General features: G+C 57.3%; 22 protein-coding genes. 9 read left to right on the forward strand and 13 right to left on the reverse strand.

The genetic code is table 11. The features are described 5' to 3' along the window. The first annotated feature begins 12 nt into the window (after positions 1-12). Both Z946_RS0103990 and Z946_RS0103995 read left to right on the forward strand, forming a co-directional pair. Positions 13-1,413, forward strand: coding sequence for a selenium-binding protein SBP56-related protein (locus tag Z946_RS0103990; protein ID WP_025054446.1), 1,401 nt, complete (start codon positions 13-15; stop codon positions 1,411-1,413). 30 nt (positions 1,414-1,443) lie between these two features. Next, positions 1,444-2,106 carry a hypothetical protein gene (locus Z946_RS0103995; protein ID WP_037969066.1) on the forward strand — a complete coding sequence of 221 codons (663 nt, stop codon included), beginning with the start codon at positions 1,444-1,446 and terminating at the stop codon, positions 2,104-2,106. An 8-nt stretch (positions 2,107-2,114) separates the two neighbouring features. Here the strand turns inward: Z946_RS0103995 and Z946_RS21655 are convergent, their stop codons facing one another. The 4 genes from Z946_RS21655 to Z946_RS0104015 form a co-directional block, all read right to left on the reverse strand. Further along, the gene (locus Z946_RS21655) at positions 2,115-2,291 is read right to left on the reverse strand and encodes a hypothetical protein (protein WP_025054448.1); all 177 of its coding nucleotides are present in this window, start codon (positions 2,289-2,291) and stop codon (positions 2,115-2,117) included. 215 nt (positions 2,292-2,506) lie between these two features. Then, a complete protein-coding gene (locus Z946_RS0104005; protein ID WP_160170267.1) occupies positions 2,507-3,157 on the reverse strand; it encodes a Hint domain-containing protein in 651 nt (216 codons plus the stop codon). A gap of 202 nt (positions 3,158-3,359) precedes the next feature. Further along, a complete protein-coding gene (locus tag Z946_RS0104010; RefSeq protein WP_025054450.1) occupies positions 3,360-4,007 on the reverse strand; it encodes a sulfotransferase family 2 domain-containing protein in 648 nt (215 codons plus the stop codon). Next, the gene (locus Z946_RS0104015; protein ID WP_025054451.1) at positions 4,004-4,933 is read right to left on the reverse strand and encodes a DMT family transporter; all 930 of its coding nucleotides are present in this window, start codon (positions 4,931-4,933) and stop codon (positions 4,004-4,006) included. Before Z946_RS0104015 ends, Z946_RS0104010 begins: the two co-directional genes overlap by 4 nt. A gap of 92 nt (positions 4,934-5,025) precedes the next feature. On the opposite strand from Z946_RS0104015, the gene Z946_RS0104020 reads away from it, so the two are divergent. Further along, complete coding sequence (locus Z946_RS0104020) at positions 5,026-6,648, forward strand: long-chain-fatty-acid--CoA ligase (RefSeq protein WP_025054452.1); 1,623 nt, start codon at positions 5,026-5,028, stop codon at positions 6,646-6,648. Here Z946_RS0104020 and Z946_RS0104025 read toward each other — a convergent pair whose 3' ends face one another. Continuing rightward, positions 6,649-7,113 carry a GNAT family N-acetyltransferase gene (locus Z946_RS0104025; RefSeq protein WP_025054453.1) on the reverse strand — a complete coding sequence of 155 codons (465 nt, stop codon included), beginning with the start codon at positions 7,111-7,113 and terminating at the stop codon, positions 6,649-6,651. Positions 7,114-7,197: 84 nt separating this feature from the next. On the opposite strand from Z946_RS0104025, the gene Z946_RS0104030 reads away from it, so the two are divergent. Together Z946_RS0104030 and Z946_RS0104035 are read left to right on the forward strand one after the other, a co-directional pair. Further along, positions 7,198-8,211 (forward strand): hypothetical protein, encoded by a 1,014-nt coding sequence (locus tag Z946_RS0104030; protein WP_025054454.1) that lies wholly within the window; start codon positions 7,198-7,200, stop codon positions 8,209-8,211. A 6-nt stretch (positions 8,212-8,217) separates the two neighbouring features. After that, positions 8,218-8,943, forward strand: coding sequence for an SGNH/GDSL hydrolase family protein (locus Z946_RS0104035; RefSeq protein WP_025054455.1), 726 nt, complete (start codon positions 8,218-8,220; stop codon positions 8,941-8,943). Here Z946_RS0104035 and Z946_RS0104040 read toward each other — a convergent pair whose 3' ends face one another. The 5 genes from Z946_RS0104040 to Z946_RS0104060 form a co-directional block, all read right to left on the reverse strand. After that, positions 8,944-10,347: an SPOR domain-containing protein gene (locus Z946_RS0104040; protein ID WP_081780773.1), complete on the reverse strand. Its 1,404-nt coding sequence runs from the start codon at positions 10,345-10,347 to the stop codon at positions 8,944-8,946. It abuts the gene before it with no gap. 90 nt (positions 10,348-10,437) lie between these two features. After that, positions 10,438-11,079: a uracil phosphoribosyltransferase gene (upp, locus tag Z946_RS0104045; protein ID WP_025054457.1), complete on the reverse strand. Its 642-nt coding sequence runs from the start codon at positions 11,077-11,079 to the stop codon at positions 10,438-10,440. Between the two features lie 85 nt (positions 11,080-11,164). Beyond that, positions 11,165-12,355, reverse strand: a complete 1,191-nt coding sequence (locus Z946_RS0104050; RefSeq protein WP_025054458.1) for a phosphopentomutase — start codon at positions 12,353-12,355, stop codon at positions 11,165-11,167. Next, positions 12,355-13,659 carry a thymidine phosphorylase gene (locus Z946_RS0104055; protein WP_025054459.1) on the reverse strand — a complete coding sequence of 435 codons (1,305 nt, stop codon included), beginning with the start codon at positions 13,657-13,659 and terminating at the stop codon, positions 12,355-12,357. Before Z946_RS0104055 ends, Z946_RS0104050 begins: the two co-directional genes overlap by 1 nt. A 3-nt stretch (positions 13,660-13,662) precedes the next feature. After that, positions 13,663-14,058 (reverse strand): cytidine deaminase, encoded by a 396-nt coding sequence (locus tag Z946_RS0104060; protein WP_025054460.1) that lies wholly within the window; start codon positions 14,056-14,058, stop codon positions 13,663-13,665. Between the two features lie 206 nt (positions 14,059-14,264). Here Z946_RS0104060 and Z946_RS0104065 point away from each other — a divergent pair, with 206 nt between their 5' ends. After that, a complete protein-coding gene (locus Z946_RS0104065) occupies positions 14,265-16,538 on the forward strand; it encodes an NADP-dependent malic enzyme (RefSeq protein ID WP_025054461.1) in 2,274 nt (757 codons plus the stop codon). Between the two features lie 20 nt (positions 16,539-16,558). Here Z946_RS0104065 and Z946_RS0104070 read toward each other — a convergent pair whose 3' ends face one another. Next, positions 16,559-17,374: a MipA/OmpV family protein gene (locus tag Z946_RS0104070; RefSeq protein ID WP_081780774.1), complete on the reverse strand. Its 816-nt coding sequence runs from the start codon at positions 17,372-17,374 to the stop codon at positions 16,559-16,561. 229 nt (positions 17,375-17,603) lie between these two features. Here Z946_RS0104070 and Z946_RS0104075 point away from each other — a divergent pair, with 229 nt between their 5' ends. Continuing rightward, on the forward strand, positions 17,604-19,499 hold the full coding sequence (locus Z946_RS0104075; RefSeq protein ID WP_025054463.1) for an AMP-binding protein: 1,896 nt from the start codon (positions 17,604-17,606) through the stop codon (positions 19,497-19,499). Positions 19,500-19,523: 24 nt separating this feature from the next. Next, complete coding sequence (locus Z946_RS0104080; RefSeq protein ID WP_025054464.1) at positions 19,524-20,759, forward strand: adenylate/guanylate cyclase domain-containing protein; 1,236 nt, start codon at positions 19,524-19,526, stop codon at positions 20,757-20,759. Positions 20,760-20,823: 64 nt separating this feature from the next. On the opposite strand, the gene Z946_RS0104085 is transcribed toward Z946_RS0104080, so the two are convergent. Further along, complete coding sequence (locus Z946_RS0104085; RefSeq protein WP_025054465.1) at positions 20,824-21,021, reverse strand: CsbD family protein; 198 nt, start codon at positions 21,019-21,021, stop codon at positions 20,824-20,826. A 254-nt stretch (positions 21,022-21,275) separates the two neighbouring features. Beyond that, the gene (locus Z946_RS0104090; RefSeq protein ID WP_025054466.1) at positions 21,276-22,037 is read right to left on the reverse strand and encodes an NAD kinase; all 762 of its coding nucleotides are present in this window, start codon (positions 22,035-22,037) and stop codon (positions 21,276-21,278) included. A 161-nt stretch (positions 22,038-22,198) separates the two neighbouring features. Here Z946_RS0104090 and glyA point away from each other — a divergent pair, with 161 nt between their 5' ends. After that, positions 22,199-23,476, forward strand: a complete 1,278-nt coding sequence (gene glyA, locus Z946_RS0104095) for a serine hydroxymethyltransferase (protein ID WP_025054467.1) — start codon at positions 22,199-22,201, stop codon at positions 23,474-23,476. The last annotated feature ends 37 nt before the right edge of the window (positions 23,477-23,513 follow it).

The following is a 23,513-nucleotide window of genomic DNA, read 5'->3' on the forward strand; positions in this document are numbered from 1 at the left end:
GGAGGATATTTTATGAACTTGAGACCTGACCCGACATTTCACCCTACTGCACAGCTTGCCATGCAGGCACCGGTAGAAAACTACGGCTTTACCGTTATGCTCAGTCCCGATGGCAGTCAACCGGACGGCATAGCGGTGGTGGACCTCAACCCTGGCTCAAAGACCTACGGGCAAATCGTGCATCAAGTGATCGCCACAGCCACCGGTGACGAATTTCATCATTTCGGCTGGAACGCCTGCTCCTCGTCCCTCTCGCCCTTGACCGGACATGCCTTTCTGGAGCGCCGCTACCTGATCGTGCCGGGAATTCGTTCCAGCCGGATCTACATCATCGACGTCAAGGAGCCGCTCAATGCAAAGATCCACAAGGTTATTGAACCCGAAGAGATATTTGCCAAGACAGGCTATTCGCGACCGCATACAATCCATTGCGGACCTGAAGGGATTTATGTCTCGACCCTCGGTGGTGGTGGCGAAGATGGGACTGACGGCCCTCCGGGTATCTTTATCATGGACTGCGAAACCTTTGACATTGTCGGCCGGTACGAGATGGACCGTGGCAAGCAGGACAAGCATTATGATTTCTGGTGGAACCTGCCACAGGATTACATGGTCAGCTCCGAATGGGGCCTGCCGCCGCAATTCGAAAAAGGAGTGGTCGCCGAAGATCTGCTGAGCAACAAGTACGGCCATTCGATCCACTTCTGGGACTTGCGCGCGCGCAAGAACATCCAGACCATCGATTTTGGCGAGAATTATCAGATGGCGCTGGAGATACGGCCCGCTCACGACCCATCAAAGTCCTATGGCTTCTGCGGCGTAGTGGTAGATACAACCAATTTGCAGGGCGCGATTTTCACGTGGTGGCGCGATGATGATGGTGTTTGGCAATCCAAGAAGACCATAACAATTGACCCTGTGCCCGCCGATGCAGATGATCTGCCGGAACTGCTCAAAGGGTTTGGCGCGGTGCCTCCACTGGTCACGGATATCGACCTCAGCCTTGATGACAAATACCTTTATGTCGCCTGTTGGGGTCTGGGTGAGATGCATCAATACGATGTCAGTGATCCGATGAATCCGGTATTGGCGGGCAAGGTCGAACTGGGCGGGATCGTTGCACATCACAAGCATCCCAACGGTCAGGACTTTGCCTATGGGCCCCAGATGGTCGAGATCAGCCGCGATGGCAAAAGGGTCTATTGGACGAACTCGCTCTACTCAACGTGGGATGATCAATTCTATCCCAACGATGAGGGTGGGCAGATGGTCATGGCTCATGTGGGTGAGAACGGCGGCCTGACGCTGGACAAAGATTTCTACGTCCAGTTCCCGAAAGGATACCGTTCGCATCAAATCCGGCTTGAGGGCGGCGATTGCTCGACCGACAGCTTCTGCTATCCGAACGTCTAGGTATTTGACGTCTTATAGAAAGCCCGCAGCATGATTGCGGAAACCCTATCAGTGACGGCCCTGTGGTGGGCCGTCATTGTTTCGGGCCTCTACCACGGTCTGAACCCCGGAATGGGCTGGCCCCTGGCTGTGTCGGCGGCGTTGATGGAGCGGAAAACCAAAGCGCTTTTCGTCACGCTTGCCATGCTTGCCTTTGGCCATATGGTTGCGATGACGGCCATCCTGCTGCCATTCTCGCTGATGGTTTCGCTCGCGACTTGGGAACAGGAAATACGCACTGGTGCTGCGCTTGTTGTCATCGCGATGGGCGTCTACCTGTTAATCAACCGTCGCCATCCCCGCTTTCTTGCGCGGGTTCATCCAGGCCGTTTGGCCCTTTGGTCTTTTCTAGCGGCGATGGCCCACGGTGCCGGGCTCATGCTGGTGCCGATCTTTCTGGCTATCTGTGCGCCATCAGAACCCGGATCGGGGCATGATGCTGCGGGGCAATTGATGGCCGGCAATGTCGGTACAGCCTTCGTCGTCGCTGCCGTACATACACTCGCCATGACACTGGCAGGTGCGGCACTGGCCACGCTGATGTATTTTTGGCTGGGTCTGAAATTTCTGTCGCAGACATGGTTCAACCTTGACCTGCTATGGGCCTGTAGCCTGATCCTAGTCGGCGTCGTGGCGTTGCTCACGATCTACTGACCGCAGCCTCACTTTTTATCGCGGGCTGCTTTCTCTTCTTTGGTCAGCTTGTTGTTCCACTGATTGTTGCTCAGTCCCAACTCGGCTTTCGGCGGCTTGGTCTTGCCCACACTCACCTTGCCCCCTTTGTTCAGGAACTCCTGGATCAAAGCATCATCGGTGGTTTCTTTTGGCACATGTTTCATGCGCATAGGGTAGCGCCGATGCTTTCATTACGCAACGCTTGGGTGCACAGACTTTCAAAAGGTTCTGCAGCGCAACGGGCTACTCATAGAAACAAAAAAGGGCCGCGCCGGAACGCGACCCCTTTGCACCATGGGGAATGTAGTATGTGCAACCCTCGCCCAAGGGCTGCTGTTGTCAAATCAGCAGCGCACCGCTGCTTTACCGTAAGTCGGGCTCAGGCCGCCCCCATCCGGTCTTCGACAACAATACACTCCGCAACATATGCCGCTTCCCGCGGGGATAGTACGGCATAAGTGGTCGCATCAGCGTTCAGGAACGCATCCAGCGCCACAGTGTTCCGGGGGCAGTGGATCAATGCGCCGCCTTCGGCATAGACCACCTGCTCATTCTCAAAATACACCGCAATCAGTTCGATCTTCTGGGCAGGTGCCGCCCGCATGATGCCGCGCACACCCTCCAAAGCCTGCGCAGCTACGATCGAAAACGGATCACCAAAAGCATCTGCCGCACCGTCGCTTTCAACGACGACACCCTGATCCGGCAGCAGAACCAACTCGGTCCGGTTGTCCAATGCGCCGACAGGCACATAAACCGGCCAGCTTGCAGCGTCTGAATCGGGTGCATCCACCCAGAAAGTGTGGCGACGGATTTCGACAATAGGCTGCATCCCATTGTCAAATGTCAGAACGCTGTCTCCGACGGCAAGCGCTTCAATCGCACGCCAGCCAAGATTTGATGCGACAACTGTACCGGCCATCAGACCGTGTGTCTGAACGTTCAACCCGCCATCATAGGCGCCTGAGGTTTCAACAGAGCGCTTTGGCATTCCGCTCGCTTTGTTCTTCCAGTTAAACATATCATCCATCCCCATGGTGATGCGCCTGGCAGGGCGCTGTTGCAGTTACTGGAACCACTTGGAGTGATTCTCATGACGGGGAGTGGTCCTGAAAGAGGCGCAAATGGGGCATTGGTGCGGGATTGAGCAACAATTCTGCGGGTTTCGTGAGAATTAGATGGCAAAATAGAGGCAATCCACGACCAGAGCGGAAATCACCTCCAAGGGAATACTACCTAAATTTGTATCCGAATCGCGCGATGTCTTCCGAACAGCAGTCTGCTACGATCTCGCGCATCCCTTCAGAATAGTATGAACGGTAATCGGCTTCGCGGTTCGAACGGTTCTGCCGTGGCAGTGTCAGATCGAAGCCGAGATGTTCGATCAGAGGGCCCGCGTCCTCAGCAAAATGTTCCAGTCGGATATAGCTGGTGCACCGTTCTGCACCGTTTACGTCAGTCATGTAACGTGCGGCGGGCCATTGGCGCTGACCTGCTTGTGTCGCGGGATTTTTCAGAAAGCCCTCGAACGTTTCTGACTGGGCCAGTTTCACGGACGGATGATCAAAGCTTTGATCTTGCAGCCAGTGGTAGTAGCTCACCATCCTGTCCCACGGATTGCGCACCAGCGTGAAGGTAAACATCTGTGCAATTTCTTCGGGGCTGACCAAACCGTCGATGTCGGACAGGCCCGCATGTTTCCACATCCGTCCCGACGTCTTGATATCCTTCAACCGCTTGCGCCGCTTGAGCGCCTTGGGGGTATCGCCCATCATGATGTCGTCTTTCATCGCGCGGTCCTCAAGCGCAAGCGCCAATGATGTGCCGCCTGTCTTGGGGATATGCACAAAGATGTAGGACCGGCCGCGACTGATGATCATTGCTGCGGTTCCGGCACGCGACCGGGCGAGACGACTTCGGTGCTGCGCAACGCTATGATCGCCCCCGCGACTGCAATCAAAACCATTCCGGCCAATGCCAGTGGTGCGACGGTCTGCCCCCACATCACCCACGCCCAGAAGCTGGCAAAAACCAGAAGCGAATATTCGAACACGGCGACATGGCTTGCCTCGCCCAACAGATAGCCGCGAAAGATGAGGGCAATGCCAATCAGCGATCCTATCGCCTGCACCGCAAACCAGAACAGCATAGGCCCGTCCAGCACGCCCCAAGATCGCAGCGCGAAACCTGCATGTCCTTCGGGGGCGTCACCGCGAACCACGAAAATGCCAATCAATCCAAATACGCCCAACATGCCAAAGAACCCTGCGGTCAGGCTTGTGGTGCTTTCCCCTTCGCACCACGCCCGTGTGGCAACAGCCCCGATTGCATAAAGCAGACCAGCGACAATCGGCAAAAACGCAACCGGATCAAGCGCCGCCGGATCAGGCCGGATCACCATCAGGGCACCGACAAATCCCATAACAACAGCGATCCAGCGGAATTTCCCCACTGTCTTGCCCTGAAACAGGATCGAGATCAGCACGACGAAAAGTGGCGAGGTGAACAAGCCTGCGACCACAACCCCGATGGGCAGTACCGACAAGCAGCCAAAATAGATCAACATGGCGCTAGCAGGAAACAAACTGCGCCCGATTACGGCCATGGGGCGATTGGCGCGCAGACTGCCAAATCCAGAGGCGACGATGATGACAAGCAGACCAAGCACCATGATCGAGCGCACGAAGTGGAACTGCCAAAGCGAACCGCGCTCGGATATGTAGGGGACGAAGTTGTCGGTCAGACCAAGTGTAAACATACCTGCCAGAACAGACGCCGCCGCGACGCCGGGTTTCAATGTGCTCATGCAGCCCTCACCTTCACTTTCACCCTTCCAAAGACCGCACCCGCCCGCAATACTCTAACATCAACGCGACATAGTTTTCGAAGGGATGCGACATGGGGTGGATGGCTGACGAAACCGGACTTGAAAAATGTGCCGCCAATTATGTGCCGTTAACTCCGCTGTCACATTTGCGCCGCGCCGCATCCGTTTTTGCGGACAGAACCGCTGTGATCTATGGCGACCACCGCGTGACCTATAGGCAATACCATGATCGTTGTACGCGGCTGGCCAGTGCTCTCGCCGCGATGGGCGTGTCCTCTGGCGATGTGGTGGCGACTGTCTTGCCCAATACCCCGCCACAGGCCGAGGCGCATTTTGGCGTTCCTGCTTGTGGGGCCGTTTTGAACACGATTAACACGCGTCTGGATGTCGGAACGGTCAACTATATTTTCGAACATGGTGGCGCAAAAGCAGTGCTGGTAGATACCGAATTCCTGCCGCTGGTTGAAGAGGCCTGTGCGCACATGCAAGGGACAGCGCCGGTTATCATCGAAGTAGCTGACGACGGGTTTCCACCAACCGGACGTCACAAAACCTATGAAGAAATTCTCGCCAATGCGGCCCCAGAGTTCGACTGGATCATGCCACAGGACGAATGGGAAAGCCTTGCGCTAAACTATACCTCCGGCACCACCGGACGGCCCAAGGGCGTGGTTTATCACCACCGGGGCGCGTACCTTATGACCATGGGCACTGTCGTCTCATGGCGCATGGTGCTGCATCCGGTTTTCATGCAAATTGTGCCGCTGTTTCACTGCAACGGATGGAACCACACGTGGATGATGCCTCTGGTTGGCGGCACGCTTGTTTGCTGCCGCGACATCACTGCAACCAATATCTACAATGCCATTGCTGATGAGGGGGTCACCCATTTTGGCGGCGCTCCTATTGTCCTGAACATGCTTGTGAATGCCCCCGACGAAGAACGCCGTCCCTTTGATCATCTGGTCGAAGTCTTCACCGCAGGTGCGCCCCCTGCCCCTGCGACGCTGTCCAAGATCGAAAAACTGGGTTTCAATATCACACAAGTGTACGGACTGACCGAAACCTATGGTCATGTCACCGAATGCCTTTGGAAGCCCGAAGATTGGGGCGCATTGGACGAAGCCGCACGTGCAGCGATCAAGGCCCGCCAAGGTGTCGCCATGCCGATGATGGATCATATCACCGTAACGGACGAAGATGTCATGCAGACCCCAATGGATGGCAAGACGCAGGGCGAAATTATGATCCGGGGCAACTCGGTCATGAAAGGCTATCTCAAAAACCCTGCCGCCACCGCCGAAGCATTTGCAGGCGGGTATTTCCATTCCGGTGATCTGGCCGTGCAACACCCTGATGGCTATATCCAGATTGCCGATCGCGCCAAAGACATCATCATCTCCGGCGGGGAGAATATTTCAAGCGTCGAGGTCGAAGGCGTGTTGATGGGGCATCCCGACGTGAACCTTGCCGCCGTGGTCGCACAGCCTGATGACAAATGGGGGGAAGTGCCCTGCGCCTTTGTCGAACTCAAACCCGGCACGGCACCGGATGAGGCCAGCCTCATTGCTTTTGCCCGTGAAACGCTGGCGGGTTTCAAAGCGCCAAAGCGGGTGGTGTTTCAGGAACTTCCCAAAACCTCGACCGGCAAAATCCAGAAATTCGAATTGCGCAAGACAGCCGCTGACACGTAACTATCGCAAATCCTTTTGGTATCGCCACTCATCGACGTCCATTGGACCGGCTGACGTTTCGACCGCATATACAAAAGTGCCCTGCCGGACCCAGCCGCATTTTTCGTAGAATGTTGCGGCCCTAAGGTTGCCAACGGCGCAAGCCAGCCACGCAATGCGACCTCTCATCGCCTCTTCGACATGGCGCATTTGTTCAAGGGCAGCGCCTGTGCCGCGAAAGCCTGCGTCAATGTAGAACTGGTAAAGCTCGTCTTCCTTCAGCATGTAGAACCCTGCCAGCTGACCGGAAACCTCTGAAACCACTGTTCTTTCAAGATGTGCACGCGTGCGTTCCAGGAATTCGTCAGCGGTGCGCGTGGCCACAAGTTTTGCGGGCACATGGGCGGCATGCCCACTGTGCCAACCGGAATGCCACAAGGCAGCTATCCCCTCTGCGTCCTGATCTTGCGCTTTTCGAAACTCCATTACATGTCCTCCTTGCGCAAGGCATTGCCCCCCCGCGCTCTGGTGGTAAACTACGGGCAAAACAGCAGGCAGGCCAGAACCGCGATGACCGCGCTCACAAAATACGCCCGGCTTGAGGCCACGGCGCTTTGGCGTCCCACGCCGGATGAGCAGCGCCGCGAGGTTATTGTCTCTATTGGCGACGCCACGATTGTCATCATCGATCTGAAAAGCCAGCCACTCACCCACTGGTCCTTGGCCGCCGTCGAACGCGCGAACCCCGGCGAGCGGCCTGCGATTTTCCACCCTGACGGTGACCCCGGCGAAACGCTTGAACTGTCCGAGGGTGAGGCCGAAATGATCGAGGCCATCGAAACCCTGCGAAAAGCGATTGAGAAATCGCGCCCCCGCCCGGGAAGACTGCGGTGGATGGGGATGATCGCCTCTGTTCTTGTGGTCGCATGGATTGCTTTGTTCTGGCTACCTGGTGCCATGCAGGATCACACGCTTGGCGTTGTGCCAAAGGTAAAGCGCGAAGCCATTGGTGCCGCTTTGCTTAAAAGGATCGAACGCGTGGGCGGTGCGGTCTGTGGTGATCCGGGCAGTCGCGCAGCACTGGCATTGCTGGGAACGCGCCTCCAGTCAGGGCCGCTCGCCGTTTTGCCAGACATGACCAAAGACAGCCTGCATTTGCCCGGTGGCCTGATCCTGCTGAACCGGAACGTCATTGAGGACTATGAAGAGCCTGACATCGCCGCTGGTTACATCGTGACAGAGCAGACCCGCCGCGATGCCTCTGATCCGCTGCGTGACATCCTTCGTGTTGCTGGCCTGCGCGAAAACTTCCGCCTGCTGACCACCGGTGATCTCGCCCCTCAGGCGCTGGATGCCTATGCCGAACATTTGCTAACCAGCCCCGTACCTGAGCCGGACACCGCAGCCCAGATCCAGCGTTTTGAACGTGCGTCCCTGCGCAGCACCCCTTACGCATATGCTCGCGATATCACAGGGGAGACCACGATTGATCTGATTGAAGGTGACCCGATGAACGGAAAGCTGACCGAGCCGCTGATATCAGATGCCAACTGGCTTCGGTTGCAAGCCATCTGCGGCGGTTGATCGGGGATGATTGATACGGCTGTCCGGTTCGTATTATCGCCGCTACTGATTGCGCAGGCGGTACGCGTGCGACGTACCGCACAAAGCCTTCCCGAAGCCGCAGGCCCCCGCACCGGGACAATTGGTGGCGGGCAACCCTTGCGCCTTGCAATCATTGGCGACAGTTCCGCGGCAGGCGTCGGCGTGTCGACCCAATCAGAGGCGCTGAGCGGGCAACTCATTGAGGCACTCTCCGAGACCTTCAGCGTGACGTGGCACCTTGATGCCCTGACCGGAGCCACCACCAAAAGCACGCTTGATCGACTAAAAGACGCTCATCCTGAACCCGTCGATGTCATCGTCGTGGCCCTTGGCGTGAATGATGTGACGCGGCTGGTGCCCGCCTCCCTCTGGGTCAGTCAGCAACAAGCGCTTCTGGGCAGGCTGGAGGAACTCTATCAACCGGCCCAGATCTACCTTTCTGGCATGCCGCCGCTCGGTCATTTTCCGCTTTTGCCGCACCCTCTGCGCTGGACGTTAGGGCGGCACGCCGACCGTCTGCAACGGCGCCTGCTCAAGGTGCTGTTTGCGCGGGCTGACTGTACCTACGTTCCATTCGATCAGCCGCTGGTGCCTGCGTTAATGGCATCTGACGGATTTCATCCGGGACCGGTGGTTTACACACTTTGGGCAAAAGAAATGGCCAGCCGGATTATCTCCGACTGGCCAGAACTATCCGCCGAGAAGCTTTAGTCAGCGTGCGAAGGCGTCGCTGTAACCGGCGCTGCGCAGACGGTTCATGGCCTGCTGCATGGCACGTGGTCCGTTGAAGGGACCAGCCTGCACAGTCATGTATGTTTGACCGCCCTTGCGGTGCTTGCCGATGCGTGCGGGCATTCCCATTCGCGCGACATTCTGTGCTGTCCGCTGTGCGTTTGTCCCGTTCCGGAAGGTCCCGACCTGTACATAACGCTTTCCTGCCAGCGCCTTGGCCGGCTTTGCGACTTGCTGGCGTACCTGCGCTTTGGGCTCGACCTTGGCCGGAGCGGAGCGGGAGGAATAGACGGGCTGACGTTCAACAGGCTTGGCACCTGCATTACGGATGATCTTTTTAACGATCTGGCCATCGCGCCGGACGATGCTGACTTCACCCAATTCGCGGCGCTGCTGGGCAACGGAGGTGTAGGGGTAAATCAGCGGAACGGAAGCGGTCACATCGCGACCCGTGCTTTGGTTAATCAGGCGACGTGGCACGGTCTGGGTCCAGACCAGCAACATCTGACTGCGCCCGCCAAGAGTTTGCTCTGCGCGACGCGGATTCAAACGGTCATCATCCCAAACTTCACGGTAGCCTTTCGGCACATTCACATTCGTCGTATTGATCCGGCGCTTGGCGACATGCTTGGGCACAATACGCGTGTTGCTACTGATCGTATGGCCTGTGTTGTAGTGTGGCCGGATGGCGGTCGTGTGGCCTGCTGTTTGCTGGCCGTAGGCGCGCGCCTGCGGAACAACAGCGGCGGTACGGTTGCCGATGATCGGCTCTGACTGGGGGCCGCAACGGACACCCTCTCCGCGCATGTACTGACGCGAAATGGCGGTAGCGCCACAGCCTGCAGCGGCTTGGGGCGCAGTTGTTACGCGGCGCACTTGCGGTGCGGGCCGGATGACCTGTGGTGCAGGGGCCACAATCCGCGGAGCCGGCTTCGGAGCAGCGCGGCGCGCGGTTTGACGTACGACTTTTGGTTTAGCGACACGGCGCGGTGCAGGTGCTGCGACCTGGGCTGTGCGGCGCGGGGCGGGTCGTGCCGCCGGTGCCGGAGCAGCGGTTGTCGTCGCATCATCGAGAGTGATCTGGACCGGTGCGGGCGCAGGTGCAGCGGGCGCTGCTGCTACGCTGCCTGCATTGGTCGGCTTGAACCCGCAAACGGTTTTACGGTCCCGCGAGACGCGGGGCACCCAAGACACGTTTCCGTCGATGCCCGCCCGGATGAAAACACACCCCTGGCTGTCGACATATTGCTTGCCTTTGTAAGACGTTGGTGGAAATTCCGCCGGCTGCTGTTCGCGGATTTGAGCAGTTGCCACCGTAGACTGGATCGCAACACCAAGGCTGCCTGCCATTGCTACAATCGCTAGTATTCTCGTTAGTTTCATTTCGTGCCCCCACACAACATATAGCCGAAGATGCCCCAGCGCAGACTGCAAGTCCAGCGCAGAGGCTCTTATTGCCGCCTTCAGCGGTCCTTATTTGGTCCCAAACATGCGATCACCGGCATCGCCAAGGCCTGGAATGATATATCCGACATCATTTAACGCCTCGTCAATCGCTGCTGTCACGATCGGTACATCCGGATGGGCCTCTTTCATCCGTGCGATTCCCTCAGGTGCCGCAAGCAGACACAGAAAGCGGATATTTGTTGCCCCTGCTTGCTTGAGCAGGTCAATCGCAGCGACTGACGAGTTGCCGGTCGCCAGCATGGGATCAACAGCAATCACCAAACGGTCATCCAGCCCCTCAGGAACTTTGAAATAATACTGAACAGGCTCAAGCGTTTCTTCATCGCGGTAAAGCCCAACAAAACCTACCCGAGCAGAGGGGATCAGTTCCAGAACACCATCAAGAAGCCCATTACCAGCACGAAGGATCGAAATCAGCGCAAGCTTTTTGCCGTCCAAGGTCGGCGCATCCATCGCCTGCATAGGCGTGTCGATCCGCTTGGTGGTCATGGGCAGACCCCGCGTCACCTCGTATGCCAAAAGCTGCGAAATCTCGCGCAGAAGCTGACGGAATACAGCCGTCGGCGTTTCCTTGTCCCGCATGATGGTCAGCTTGTGCTGCACCAGCGGGTGGTTCACATGAGTTACGTGTTCATCTAGATCGGACATTTGGCAGCATTTCCCTCGGTTTCTTTTCGTTCTTACGCGAAACAGCGTTCTTCGCAAGCGCCCGGCAGGTTCTTTTCAGCCAACCTCACGAAGATGGGTTTGCATCCACCATCAAATGAGCCGCAATCAGCGCGGCGACGTCCTTGAACCCGATCAATCCCAGCTTCTGCGGCGCCGTTCCTGCCACCAATACCGGTACGCGCTCGCGGGTGTGATCGGTTCCGATCCATGTCGGATCGTTGCCGTGGTCCGCTGTAATGAGCATGACGTCATCGTGTCGCAACGCGTTAATCATGGGACCGATCTGCGCGTCAAACCACTCAAGATGTCTGGCATACCCGGAAACATCGCGGCGATGGCCATAAAGGCTGTCGAATTCAACGAAATTGGCGAAGGTCAGCGAGCTGTCTACCGCGGTATCGATCAGATGTCCGAGCCGCTTCATTAATTCGGCGTCACTTCCTTTCACCACCTCGTCAATGCCCTGCATGGAGAAGATATCGCCAATCTTCCCAACGGCATAAACATGCCCCCCTGCTCTCTGGACCCAGTCGGTCAGGACGGGTGCAGGCAAAGGAATGGCGAAATCCTTACGGTGGGAGGTGCGCTCGAACTTGCCTTCGCTCCCTATAAAGGGCCGCGCAATCACACGACCGACTTTCATCTCATGCAGGCGGGGCGCTATGGCCTCGCATAGCGACAAAAGCCGATCCAGACCGAAACTTTCTTCATGTGCGGCGATCTGGAACACGCTGTCCGCGGATGTATAGCAAATCGGCCAGCCCGTCTCTAAATGGCGCTGGCCCAATTCTTCGATGATCTGCGTACCTGACGCATGACAATTGCCCAGTATTCCGTCGGTGCCAGCCGCCTTCGCAACCAATGCGCTAAGCTCTTTCGGGAAAGCGGGGCGGGTGTCGGGGAAATAGTGCCAGTCCCACGGCACAGGGAGGCCCGCCAATTCCCAGTGACCTGACGGTGTATCCTTGCCGCGCGACACTTCAGTTGCAGCGCCCCAGGCACCCGACGTTTCCGATGACGGCACATCATCGCCCACAGCAAGCGCCAGCGCCTGCCCCATACCAAGCTGCATCAGATTTGGGATACGAAGCGGACCGCTGCGCCCTTCTTCGGCAAGACCGTCTGCGCAAGCTTTGATGATATGGCCCAACGTATTGGCACCCGTGTCTGGCACGTCACCATTAAAGAATTGATCAGCTTCAGGCGCACCACCGATACCGACGGAATCCATCACCACCAGAAAAGCACGTGGCATCAGCCTACCCGTTCGAGAATTTGATCCGGCACCTTGGGCCGCGACCCCGACAGCGTAATCGCCTGCAGTGTGTCCCGGACAGCCGCATCTGCCTGATCGGAGCGCACGGCGTGAACAACCGCCAATGTCTGACCCTTTTTGACCTGCGTTCCAAGGCGCACCACATCCGATATGCCGACAGCGGGATTTATCCGGTCCTCTTCATACATCCGGCCACCGCCCAGACCGACAACGGCCCACCCCAGCGCCTGACCGTCGATGCGGGCCACATATCCGTCTTGTACCGCATTGACCTGCCGGATCACCGTCGCCTCGGGCAGGAACCGCCGCCAGTCATCTACAAAATTCACCGGACCACCAAGCGCAGACAACATCCGCGCAAACCGCTCTGCCGCGTAGCCCTTGCGGATCGCGTGCACAACCGCATCAGCGCCTTCCTGCACGTCTTGGGCAAGCCCCGAATTTGCCAGGAGCACCCCGCCCAAAGCGGCTGCAACATCCACAATCGGTCCACGACCATTGCCGGTCAGAAGCCGCATAACCTCGGCAACTTCCAACGCATTGCCGACGCTCGGCACCAATGGCTGGCTCATATCGCTGATGACTGCAGTCGTCCGGCACTTTGAAGCATTTGCCGTCTTGGTCAAAGCTTCGGCAAGCGCCTGCCCTTCCGCCAATGTCTTCATAAAGGCTCCGCTGCCGACCTTCACATCCAGCACCAGACCATCAATGCCCGCGGCGAGTTTCTTGCTCAGGATGGACGCGGTAATCAGATCAAGTGAATCGACCGTCGATGAGTTGTCACGCACGGCATAAAGCCGCTTGTCGGCAGGCGCGATGTCGGAGGTAGCCCCGACGATGGCGCAGCCCACCTGTCGGACGATGCCTTTGAGCTCTGCCTCGGACAAATGCGTGTTGACGCCGGGGATCGCTTCGAGCTTGTCGAGCGTCCCGCCCGTGTGGCCCAATCCGCGCCCCGATATCATCGGAACATAGGCACCACAGGCAGCCAGCGCCGGTGCGAGCAAAAGGCTCACGCAATCGCCAATTCCGCCGGTAGAGTGTTTGTCCAGAACAGGACCGTCGACATCCCAGTGCAGCACGCGGCCTGAATCGCGCATCGCAATCGTCAACGCCACGCGCCCGACATCGCTTAGACCGTTCAGACAAACAGCCATGGCAAACGCTCCGGCTTGAGCGTCAGTTATGGTGCCATCAGCGAGGCCATGCGCCATCCACGCAAGTTCTTCTTTAGTCGGCGTTTGCTTGTGCCGCAGCTTTGCCAGAATGGCCCGCGCGTCCATGGGTTATCCTTCCATAAAGGCGGCATCGAACGCCCCCGGCAGCAGATCGGCAATTGTCATCCGCTGTTCCGCACCGTCCATTGTTGCCATCGTAACAGGGACTTCACCGTTGCCGAATTCCGCCAGCTTTTGCCGGCATCCACCACAGGGCGGTACAGGATGCGCACTGCCCGCGATCACGTAGACTTCTGTAAGTCTGGTATCACCGCCCGCAATCATCGCAGCGATTGCTCCGGCTTCGGCGCAGGTCCCTTCCGGGTATGCCGCGTTTTCGACGTTGCAGCCGACGTAGGTCGTGCCAGACGCCCCGACGATCGCCGCCCCGACCTGAAAACCGGAATATGGCGCATAGGCGCGTGCACGCACAGCCTCCGCCAGTTGTCGTAGATTATCGCTCATGAAGCCCCCTTATTGTCGAAACTATAGGAAAAGGAATAGAAAGATTCGAGGGGCAAATGGGCGCCTGCTTCCCATTGACGATTTTTGCAAATAGCCTGTGACGATAAAACACGCGAGCAACGCCCTGAATAGGGGTCGAAAATTGCACGAGACGTGACTGAATAATTAGTTTAACGCTAAACTATAATTTTAGGGAGCTTCAACAGATGTCCGATACGCCCAATTTGCGTCAGGCCGCACTTGACTATCATGCCTTCCCGAAACCGGGCAAACTCGAGATCCGCGCCACCAAGCCGCTGGCAAACGGACGCGACCTTGCCCGCGCCTATTCGCCCGGTGTGGCCGAAGCCTGCCTAGAGATCAAAAGCGATCCGTCAACGGCCGCGACCTACACCTCGCGCGGCAACCTTGTCGCGGTTGTGACCAACGGCACAGCGGTTCTGGGCCTTGGAAATATAGGCCCACTCGCGTCCAAGCCGGTGATGGAAGGCAAAGCGGTGCTGTTCAAAAAGTTCGCCAATATCGACTGTTTCGATATCGAGGTGGACGAAAGCGACCCGGAAAAACTTGCGGACATCGTCTGCGCACTGGGCCCTACCTTCGGCGCAATCAATCTGGAGGACATCAAAGCACCCGATTGTTTTATCGTTGAACGATTGTGTCGTGAACGGATGAACATCCCCGTTTTTCACGATGACCAACACGGAACGGCCATCGTGGTAGGTGCAGCTGTCACCAATGCGCTGCACGTCACTGGCAAGAAGTTTGAAGACATCAAAATCGTATCAACCGGTGGCGGTGCTGCAGGAATCGCGTGCCTAAATATGCTTCTAAAACTTGGCGTGAAACGGGAGAACGTCTGGCTCTGCGACATAAACGGCCTTGTCTACGAAGGACGAGAGGTCGATATGAACCCGATCAAGTCCGAGTTCGCGCAACGCACCGATCTACGCACGCTTGATGATGTGATCCCTGATGCGGATCTGTTTCTGGGCCTCTCGGGCCCCGGTGTCCTAAGCCCCGAGATGGTCGGGAAGATGGCGAAGGCACCGATCATCTTTGCGCTGGCAAATCCGACACCTGAAATCCTTCCCGATCTGGCCCGCGCTGTTGCACCCGATGCGATCATTGCAACAGGGCGTTCGGATTTTCCCAATCAGGTCAATAATGTACTGTGCTTTCCATTCATCTTTCGCGGTGCTTTGGATGTCGGCGCTACGACCATCAACGACGAGATGCAGATTGCCTGCATTGACGGTATTGCGGCGCTGGCTCGTGCCACAACCTCTGCCGAAGCCGCTGCCGCCTATCAGGGTGAGGCGATGACCTTTGGACCTGAATATCTGATCCCCAAGCCGTTTGATCCGCGCCTGATCGGGGTGGTGTCTTCCGCCGTTGCCAAAGCGGCGATGGAGACAGGTGTGGCAACGCGACCTGTCGATGATCTGAATGCCTACAAACTCAAGCTGGATGGTTCTGTCTTTAAGTCGGCCCTTTTTATGCGGCCTGTATTCGAAGCCGCACGCACCTCACCGCGCAAACTGGTCTTTGCGGAAGGTGAGGACGAACGCGTATTGCGTGCCGCACAGGCGATCATCGAAGAAACCGTTGAGACGCCGATCTTGATTGGCCGTCCGGAGGTAATTGAGCGACGGATTGAACAAGCCGGCCTGAACCTGCGTATCGGCGAAAACGTCGATCTGGTTAATCCGGAAAACGACCCCCGTTACCGCGATTATTGGGAGACCTATCAAGGACTAATGGCGCGACGGGGTGTGTCTCCCGACATCGCGAAGGCCGTGATGCGGACCAATTCAACGGCGATTGCGGCTGTCATGGTGCACCGCGGCGAAGCGGACAGCATGATATGCGGCACCTTCGGTGAATTCCATTGGCACCTCAATTACGTCAATCAGGTCTTGGGCCGGAACGGTCTGCGCCCGCACGGCGCCCTGTCGATGATGATCCTTGAAGACGGTCCATTGTTCATCGCTGATACGCAGGTCAATCTGCACCCCAATCCCGAACAGATTGCCGAAATTGCCCGCGGTGCTGCGCGTCACGTCCGCCGCTTCGGTATCCAGCCCAAGATCGCTTTCTGCTCCCAGTCCCAGTTTGGCAATCAGGGTGAGGGAACAGGGGGACGCTTGCGTGCGGCTATTCGTCTGTTGGACAAAGAAGAAGCGGATTTCACTTACGAAGGCGAGATGAACATCGACACCGCGCTGGATGCGGAATTGCGTGAACGCCTGCTGCCCGGCAACCGGATGGAGGGTGCAGCAAATGTTCTGATTTTCGGACATGCCGACGCGGCTTCGGCGGTGCGTAACATCCTCAAGATGAAAGGCGGCGGGCTGGAAGTCGGGCCAATTCTAATGGGCATGGGCAACCGTGCGCACATCGTGTCGCCATCGATCACGGCGCGCGGATTGCTGAACGTGGGGGCCATCGCCGGCACCCCAGTTGATCATTACGGGTAAGGTTCAGGGCAGCGCTGCGCTTAGAAGCGCAACGTGAAAGCCCTGCTCAAGCCGAAGCTGACGTTGAGCTGATCTTCTGAACCGCCCATGGTGATAGGGCTGTCCGCCGCATCGTTCATCAGCTTTTCATAGCTGAGAACCCAATCCATCGTCCACTTTTCCGTCATGCGGTAGCTTGCGCCAACCTGCAGCCCCGCACCAAGCAGACCACCTTCGGCATCGAACGCACCAAAACCGGATGTACCGGCATCGGCTGCACTGACGCCGTAGTACGTGTTCGCAAAGTTGCTGTTCCCAAGGTTAAGGCGTGGGCCGGCAGTTACTGTCCAACGGTCGGTCGGGCGCATGATCAGGTCTGCGCCCAGTGTACCGGTGACGCCATCGTGGCCACCAAAACCTTGGCGGACTTCGCCAAAGGCAAGCCAGTTTGTCTGACGGTATGTGACACCCAAGCCCAGTTCGACCGCCGCGTCGATATCCGTCAGGCCAGCGAGCTCTGGGTTATCTTCCGCATCGCGCTCTCCTAAAAAGCGAAACGCGCCACCGACGGAGACGCCGTTGTCAGGAACTTCGCCAATAGCGGTGCCAAAGCTGCGTCCGCCAAAGTTCAGCTCGCCGAACTTGAAAATGACCTTACCGCCCGCTTCGCGGTTGCCTGATCCAAGGTAGTCGGGTGTTGCTGTTACCGCAGCACCCAGCGCGAAATTGAAGGACCGCTCCTGCGCCGCCAATGGCAAGGCCGACCCGGCGCAAGCCGCGATGCAAAGGCTGAGAAGGGACATGGAACGCATAACAGAATCTCCGACAGAACAGGTTACTGGGGATGTATCTAGCATGACGCGGCCCCGATAACAGATCAAACGCACGTGAATTCGGAAATTCCGCTTTGGCACCTTAGCGGCCCCAAGGCCTTGCCGACTGTAAATATCGTGACTCCCTGACAGGGGCAGCCCGATAATTTCCTATCAGGGCTGGACCACGGTGTTGCCAGCAGGCTTGCCCCATGCCCCCCTACTGCCTAACAAAAGAACAATAGTGAAAAAAGACCGGGCGAGGAGACAACAGATGACCACTTACCGTGAAACGTACGAACGCTGGCAGCGTGACCCTGAAGCCTACTGGATGGAGCAGTCCAAGGCGATTGATTGGGAGACACCGCCCAGCAAAGCGCTGTTCGAGCATGGTGACGGATTGTTCGAGTGGTATTCTGACGGCATGGTCAACGGCTGCTACAACGCGGTTGACCGTCACGTAGAGAACGGGCGTGGCAATCAGCTAGCCATCATTCACGACAGCCCGATCACCGGCAAAATTGAAAAGATTACCTACAACGAGCTGAAGGATCGCGTCGCCTATCTGGCCGGTGCGCTGCTTGCACGTGGTGTCGGCAAGGGTGACACCGTCATCATTTACATGCCTATGATCCCTCAGGCGATAGAGGCGATGCTGGCCTGTGCGCGCATCGGCGCAATCCACTCGGTTGTTTTTGGCGGCTTTGCTGCAGCAGAACTTGCCGTGCGCATCGACGATTGCAAACCCCGCGCGATTATCGCGGCGTCTTGCGGGCTGGAACCGAACCGCATCGTTGAATACAAACCCTTGCTGGACGGGGCCATCCAGATGGCCAAGCACCTGCCGGATTTCTGTGTGATCCTGCAACGCGAAGAGCATAAGTGCGATATGATCGAAGGCCGCGATCTGGACTGGTACGAAGCGCAGCGCGGCTGTTTGCCAGCGGCCATCTATCCGGTTCCCGGCAACTTTCCGGCCTATATTCTCTATACCTCTGGTACGACAGGTGCACCCAAGGGCGTTGTGCGGGCGACGGGTGGCCATCTGGTCGCGCTGAACTGGACAATGAAAAACATCTACAATGTGGATCCCGGCGAAGTCTTCTGGGCCGCATCGGATGTCGGCTGGGTCGTGGGACACTCCTACATCTGCTATGCGCCGCTGATCCACGGCAACACGACCGTTGTGTTCGAAGGCAAGCCGATTGGCACCCCCGACGCAGGCACTTTCTGGCGGATCATCGAAGAGCATGACGTCAAATCCTTCTTTACCGCGCCTACCGCGATCCGCGCCGTCAAACGTGAAGACCCGAAAGGGGAGTTCATCAAGAAATATGACTTGAGCGGCCTGCGTGCGCTGTACCTTGCAGGTGAACGCGCCGATCCAGACACGATCGAATGGGCACAGGACAAGTTGGGCAAGCCGGTCTATGACCATTGGTGGCAGACTGAAACGGGTTATACGATCGCGGGCAACCCTGCAGGGCTTGAGGCGCTGCCGGTAAAAATCGGTTCACCTACTGTCCCGATGCCGGGCTATGACGTGCATATTCTTGACGAAGCAGGACATCCGCAAAAACCTGGCGAGCTGGGCGCGATTGCGATCAAGCTGCCCCTGCCCCCCGGCACTCTGCCCACCCTTTGGAATGCAACACAGCGCTACATCAAATCCTATCTCACAACCTTTCCCGGCTATTACGAGACGGGTGATGCAGGCATGATAGACGAGGACGGATACCTCTACATCATGGCGCGGACCGATGATGTCATCAATGTCGCCGGTCACCGTCTGTCGACCGGTGCCATGGAAGAAGTACTTGCAGGCCATCCTGACGTTGCAGAATGCGCGGTAATCGGTGCGGGGGATCAGCTCAAGGGCCAAGCGCCAATTGGTTTTGTCTGTTTGTCCAACGGTGTGAACAGGCCCCACGAGGAGATTGCTGCCGAATGTGTCAAACGCATTCGTGACCAGATCGGACCCGTCGCAGCCTTCAAGACTGCGCTGGTGGTGGACCGTTTGCCCAAGACACGCTCCGGCAAAATCCTGCGGGCCACGATGGTCAAGATCGCCGACAGTGCTGAATTCAAATTGCCTGCAACAATCGACGATCCTGAAGTGTTGAACGAAATAAAGGCAGCGCTGCAGAAAATCGGTTATGCTACGGAGTAATCGCGCACCGCAATGAGGCCCGCCATGGCAGCACCGGCATCAGAAGATTTTAAGATGACGGCTGCCTTGGCCGACCTGACGAACTGGCTGATCCAGCAAGGACTGGAAAATACTGCGGTCGAAACATGGCTGAACGAATGCTGCTTTCGGCTGGTCGATGCCGGTATTCCACTTTTGCGGGTAAACATGACCGTTCGTGCCCATCACCCAGAAATCGGGACCGTTGCGTTTCGCTGGCACCGCGAAGACGGCAATGAAAAACTGTCTTACCAACGGGGACAAAGTGCGCCGGACGATTACTTGCGCAGCCCGATCTATTATCTTGTGACCCACCCCATTGCGGAGCTACGTCAAAAGCTTGATGTCGTGGACCCCGAACGGGAATTCCCGATTTACGATGATCTGCGCGCGCAAGGTGCGACGGAATACTTTGCCACGAAACGGTTCTTCCTGCGAACGGATCATTCCGCGGCAAGCAACCCGATGCGGACCGAAGAGGGCATGATAATCTCTTTAAGCACAGATGCGCCCGGTGGATTTACCGATGCGCAGCTTGACGGCATGCGTGCGCTTTTGCCCTCTCTGTGTCTTACGCTGAAATGCGGTGCGAACCGTCTGATGGCCGAAGATATTACTGCGGCCTATCTGGGGCGCGACGCCAGCAGACGTGTGTTGTCTGGCGACATCATGCGGGGCTCTTCCGAGACCCTGTCGGCGGTCATCTGGTATTTCGATCTGCAAGGCTTCACAAAGCTGTCCGAAACCCTGCCCGGTACGGCGATCATCGAATTGCTGAATGACTATTTTGCCGAAGCCGTTGATGTGGTGGAAAAAAATGGCGGCAACGTGCTCAAATTTATGGGTGACGGTATGCTGGCGATCTTTGATCTGAACGCCGTGGACGACGCAGGTCGGGTCGCCGTCGAAGCTGCTGCTGAGTTGCGTGACACCTTCGATGAAATCAATAAACGACGCGAGGCAGATGAAATGCCGACAACGGGCTTTACACTCGCCCTGCACGCGGGTGACGTACACTACGGAAATATCGGTGGCAAAACACGGCTCGATTTTACAGTGATCGGCCCTGCGGTAAATACAACGGCACGCATTCTTGGAATGTGCAGCGCAGTTGATCAGACCATCGTTATTTCATCGGCTGTTGCAGCCCCATTGAGCGATAGCCGTAAGGATCTGGTTTCTTTGGGCCAGTACCGGATGCGCGGTGTCACTGACCGGCAAGAGCTCTTTACCCTCGATTGAACCATGTAGATGCAAAAAAATGGGCGGCTGAAAAGCCACCCATTTCTATACTCAGTTCGGTAGATCAGAATTTTGCTGCAAACTCGTCTACCTGACGCTCGGCTTCATCTTTCGCGATACCGTAACGTTCCTGAATTTTGCCGACCAGCTTTTCACGGTCGCCTTCTGCTTCGGTGATCTCGTCGTCGGTCAGCTCGCCCCACTTGGATTTCACTTCACCGGTCATCTGACCCCATTTACCTTTGACTGTATCCCAATTCATTTTGGCATCCTTTCAATTTGTGTTTGCGGTCTTTGCATTCTCTGCGTCGACCCTTCACTGATAGAACACTCAGATGCCTCAACTGGTTCCTTCGGCCTAAGAAGAAAGGCCTCACGAAAGCCTGCGTGTAAGCGGGAAATTGCCACGCGCCGAAAGGTGTGAGATTCGGACGGAAGCCGCGCCAGATGGAATGGGGGATTGGCAGGGATAGCACGCTATCTGCCCTTATTTGCCGTGGTCTGCCCGCCCGGCCTTCAGGTGAATTGTTCTGAGATCAGCCGCTCTTCCAGTCCATGGCCCGGATCAAACAGAATAGCGTGTTCGATCGAAGGTTCTGACCGGATTTCAACCGTGATAACATCACGGTGCGACTTTCCATCAGCATCCGCCATCACAGGCCGCTTTTCCGGCTCCAGAACGTCGAACTGCACAACCGCCGCCTTGGGCAGTAATGCACCGCGCCAGCGCCTTGGCCGGAACGCCGACATCGCAGTCAACGCAAGCACATCCGCGCCAATTGGCAGAATGGGGCCATGCGCCGAATAGTTATATGCCGTCGATCCCGCCGGAGTGGCCACAAGCGCGCCATCACAAACCAGCTCTTCGAGCCTTAGCCGCCCGTCCACACGAATTTGCAGCTTGGCCGCCTGTGGACCTTCGCGCAGCAAAGCGACCTCGTTGATCGCCAGCGCCTCGGACACCGTGCCATCCATATGTACGGCTTTCATCGCCAGCGGGTTGATGACCGCACGCTCCGCCTGTTCCAGACGCTCGACCAGATCACCTTCAGCGTAGACGTTCATCAAGAACCCGATGGTCCCCCGGTTCATGCCGTAGACAGGTGCCGGCAAGGCCTGGGTGTCATGCAAGGTCTGCAACATGAACCCGTCCCCGCCCAGTGCGACGATCACGTCCGCTTCATCAGCTGGCACATCGCCATAGCGTCCGATCAATGCGGCCCGCGCTGTCTGGGCCACCGCCGCGCGGCTGGCCGCGAAAGATATTTTCAATGACATAGATGTTTCCGATGTGCCGCAAGTTCCCCTCAGACAAACACATTCCACCAATCATCACCAGCGCTGCCGCACATATCTTTAGCTGCGTCGCTTTCACGCCTTCACGCTCAGTGCCGTTTCCGATACGAAACGGCAAAATCTGCCTGAATAGGAATCCTACGATGAATGACTTCTTCACAGCCTCGCTTGCCGACACCGACCCGGATGTGATGTCCGCCATCACTGGTGAGCTGGGCCGCCAGCGTAACGAGATTGAGCTGATCGCCTCCGAAAACATCGTCTCAGCTGCTGTTCTTGAGGCACAGGGTTCGGTCATGACGAACAAATACGCCGAAGGTTATCCGGGACGGCGCTACTATGGCGGATGTGAGTGGGTCGATGTGGCTGAAAACCTCGCCATTGAACGCGCCTGCAAATTGTTCGAATGCGACTTTGCAAACGTACAGCCGAATTCGGGCTCCCAAGCGAACCAAGGTGTGTTTCAGGCGCTGCTGCAGCCCGGCGATACGATCCTCGGTATGTCCCTCGACGCTGGTGGTCACCTGACTCACGGGGCCAAGCCAAACCAGTCAGGCAAATGGTTTAATGCAATCCAGTACGGCGTACGCAAGCAGGACAACCTGCTGGACTACGATCAGGTGCAGGAACTTGCGACCGAGCATCAGCCAAAGATGATTATCGCAGGTGGTTCGGCCATTCCGCGACAGATTGATTTTGCCCGCATGCGCGAGATCGCAGATTCAGTCGGGGCCTATCTGCACGTTGATATGGCGCACTTCGCAGGCCTCGTGGCAGCGGGTGAGCATCCGTCCCCTTTCCCGCATGCCCATGTGGCAACCACCACCACGCACAAAACACTGCGCGGACCACGCGGGGGGATGATCCTCACCAATGACGAGGCGCTGGCGAAAAAGTTCAACTCTGCCATCTTCCCCGGTATTCAGGGTGGCCCGTTGATGCACGTCATCGCAGGTAAGGCAGTGGCCTTTGGCGAAGCACTGCGGCCCGAGTTCAAAACCTACATCCAGCAGGTCATCAAAAACGCCCAGGCATTGTCCGATCAACTGATCAAAGGCGGGTTGGATACGGTTACACACGGTACAGACACCCACGTGGTGCTGGTTGACCTGCGCCCCAAAGGCGTAAAGGGCAACACGACCGATAAGGCTCTGGGCCGCGCGCACATCACCTGCAACAAGAACGGTGTGCCATTTGACCCTGAAAAGCCTACGGTCACGTCCGGTATCCGTCTAGGTTCCCCCGCGGGCACAACGCGCGGCTTCAAAGAAGCCGAGTTCCGCCAGATTGCCGATTGGATCATCGAAGTCGTCGACGGGTTGGCCGCGAATGGCGAAGAAGGCAACGCAGCGGTTGAGGCCAAGGTGAAAGCCGAAGTTGAAGCGCTTTGTGCCAAGTTTCCGATGTATCCAAACCTTTGAATCGGACGGCAGTCCCACACGTTGTGATACAGATAAA

Source organism: Sulfitobacter noctilucicola (genome assembly GCF_000622385.1).
Taxonomy (GTDB): Bacteria; Pseudomonadota; Alphaproteobacteria; order Rhodobacterales; family Rhodobacteraceae; genus Sulfitobacter; species Sulfitobacter noctilucicola.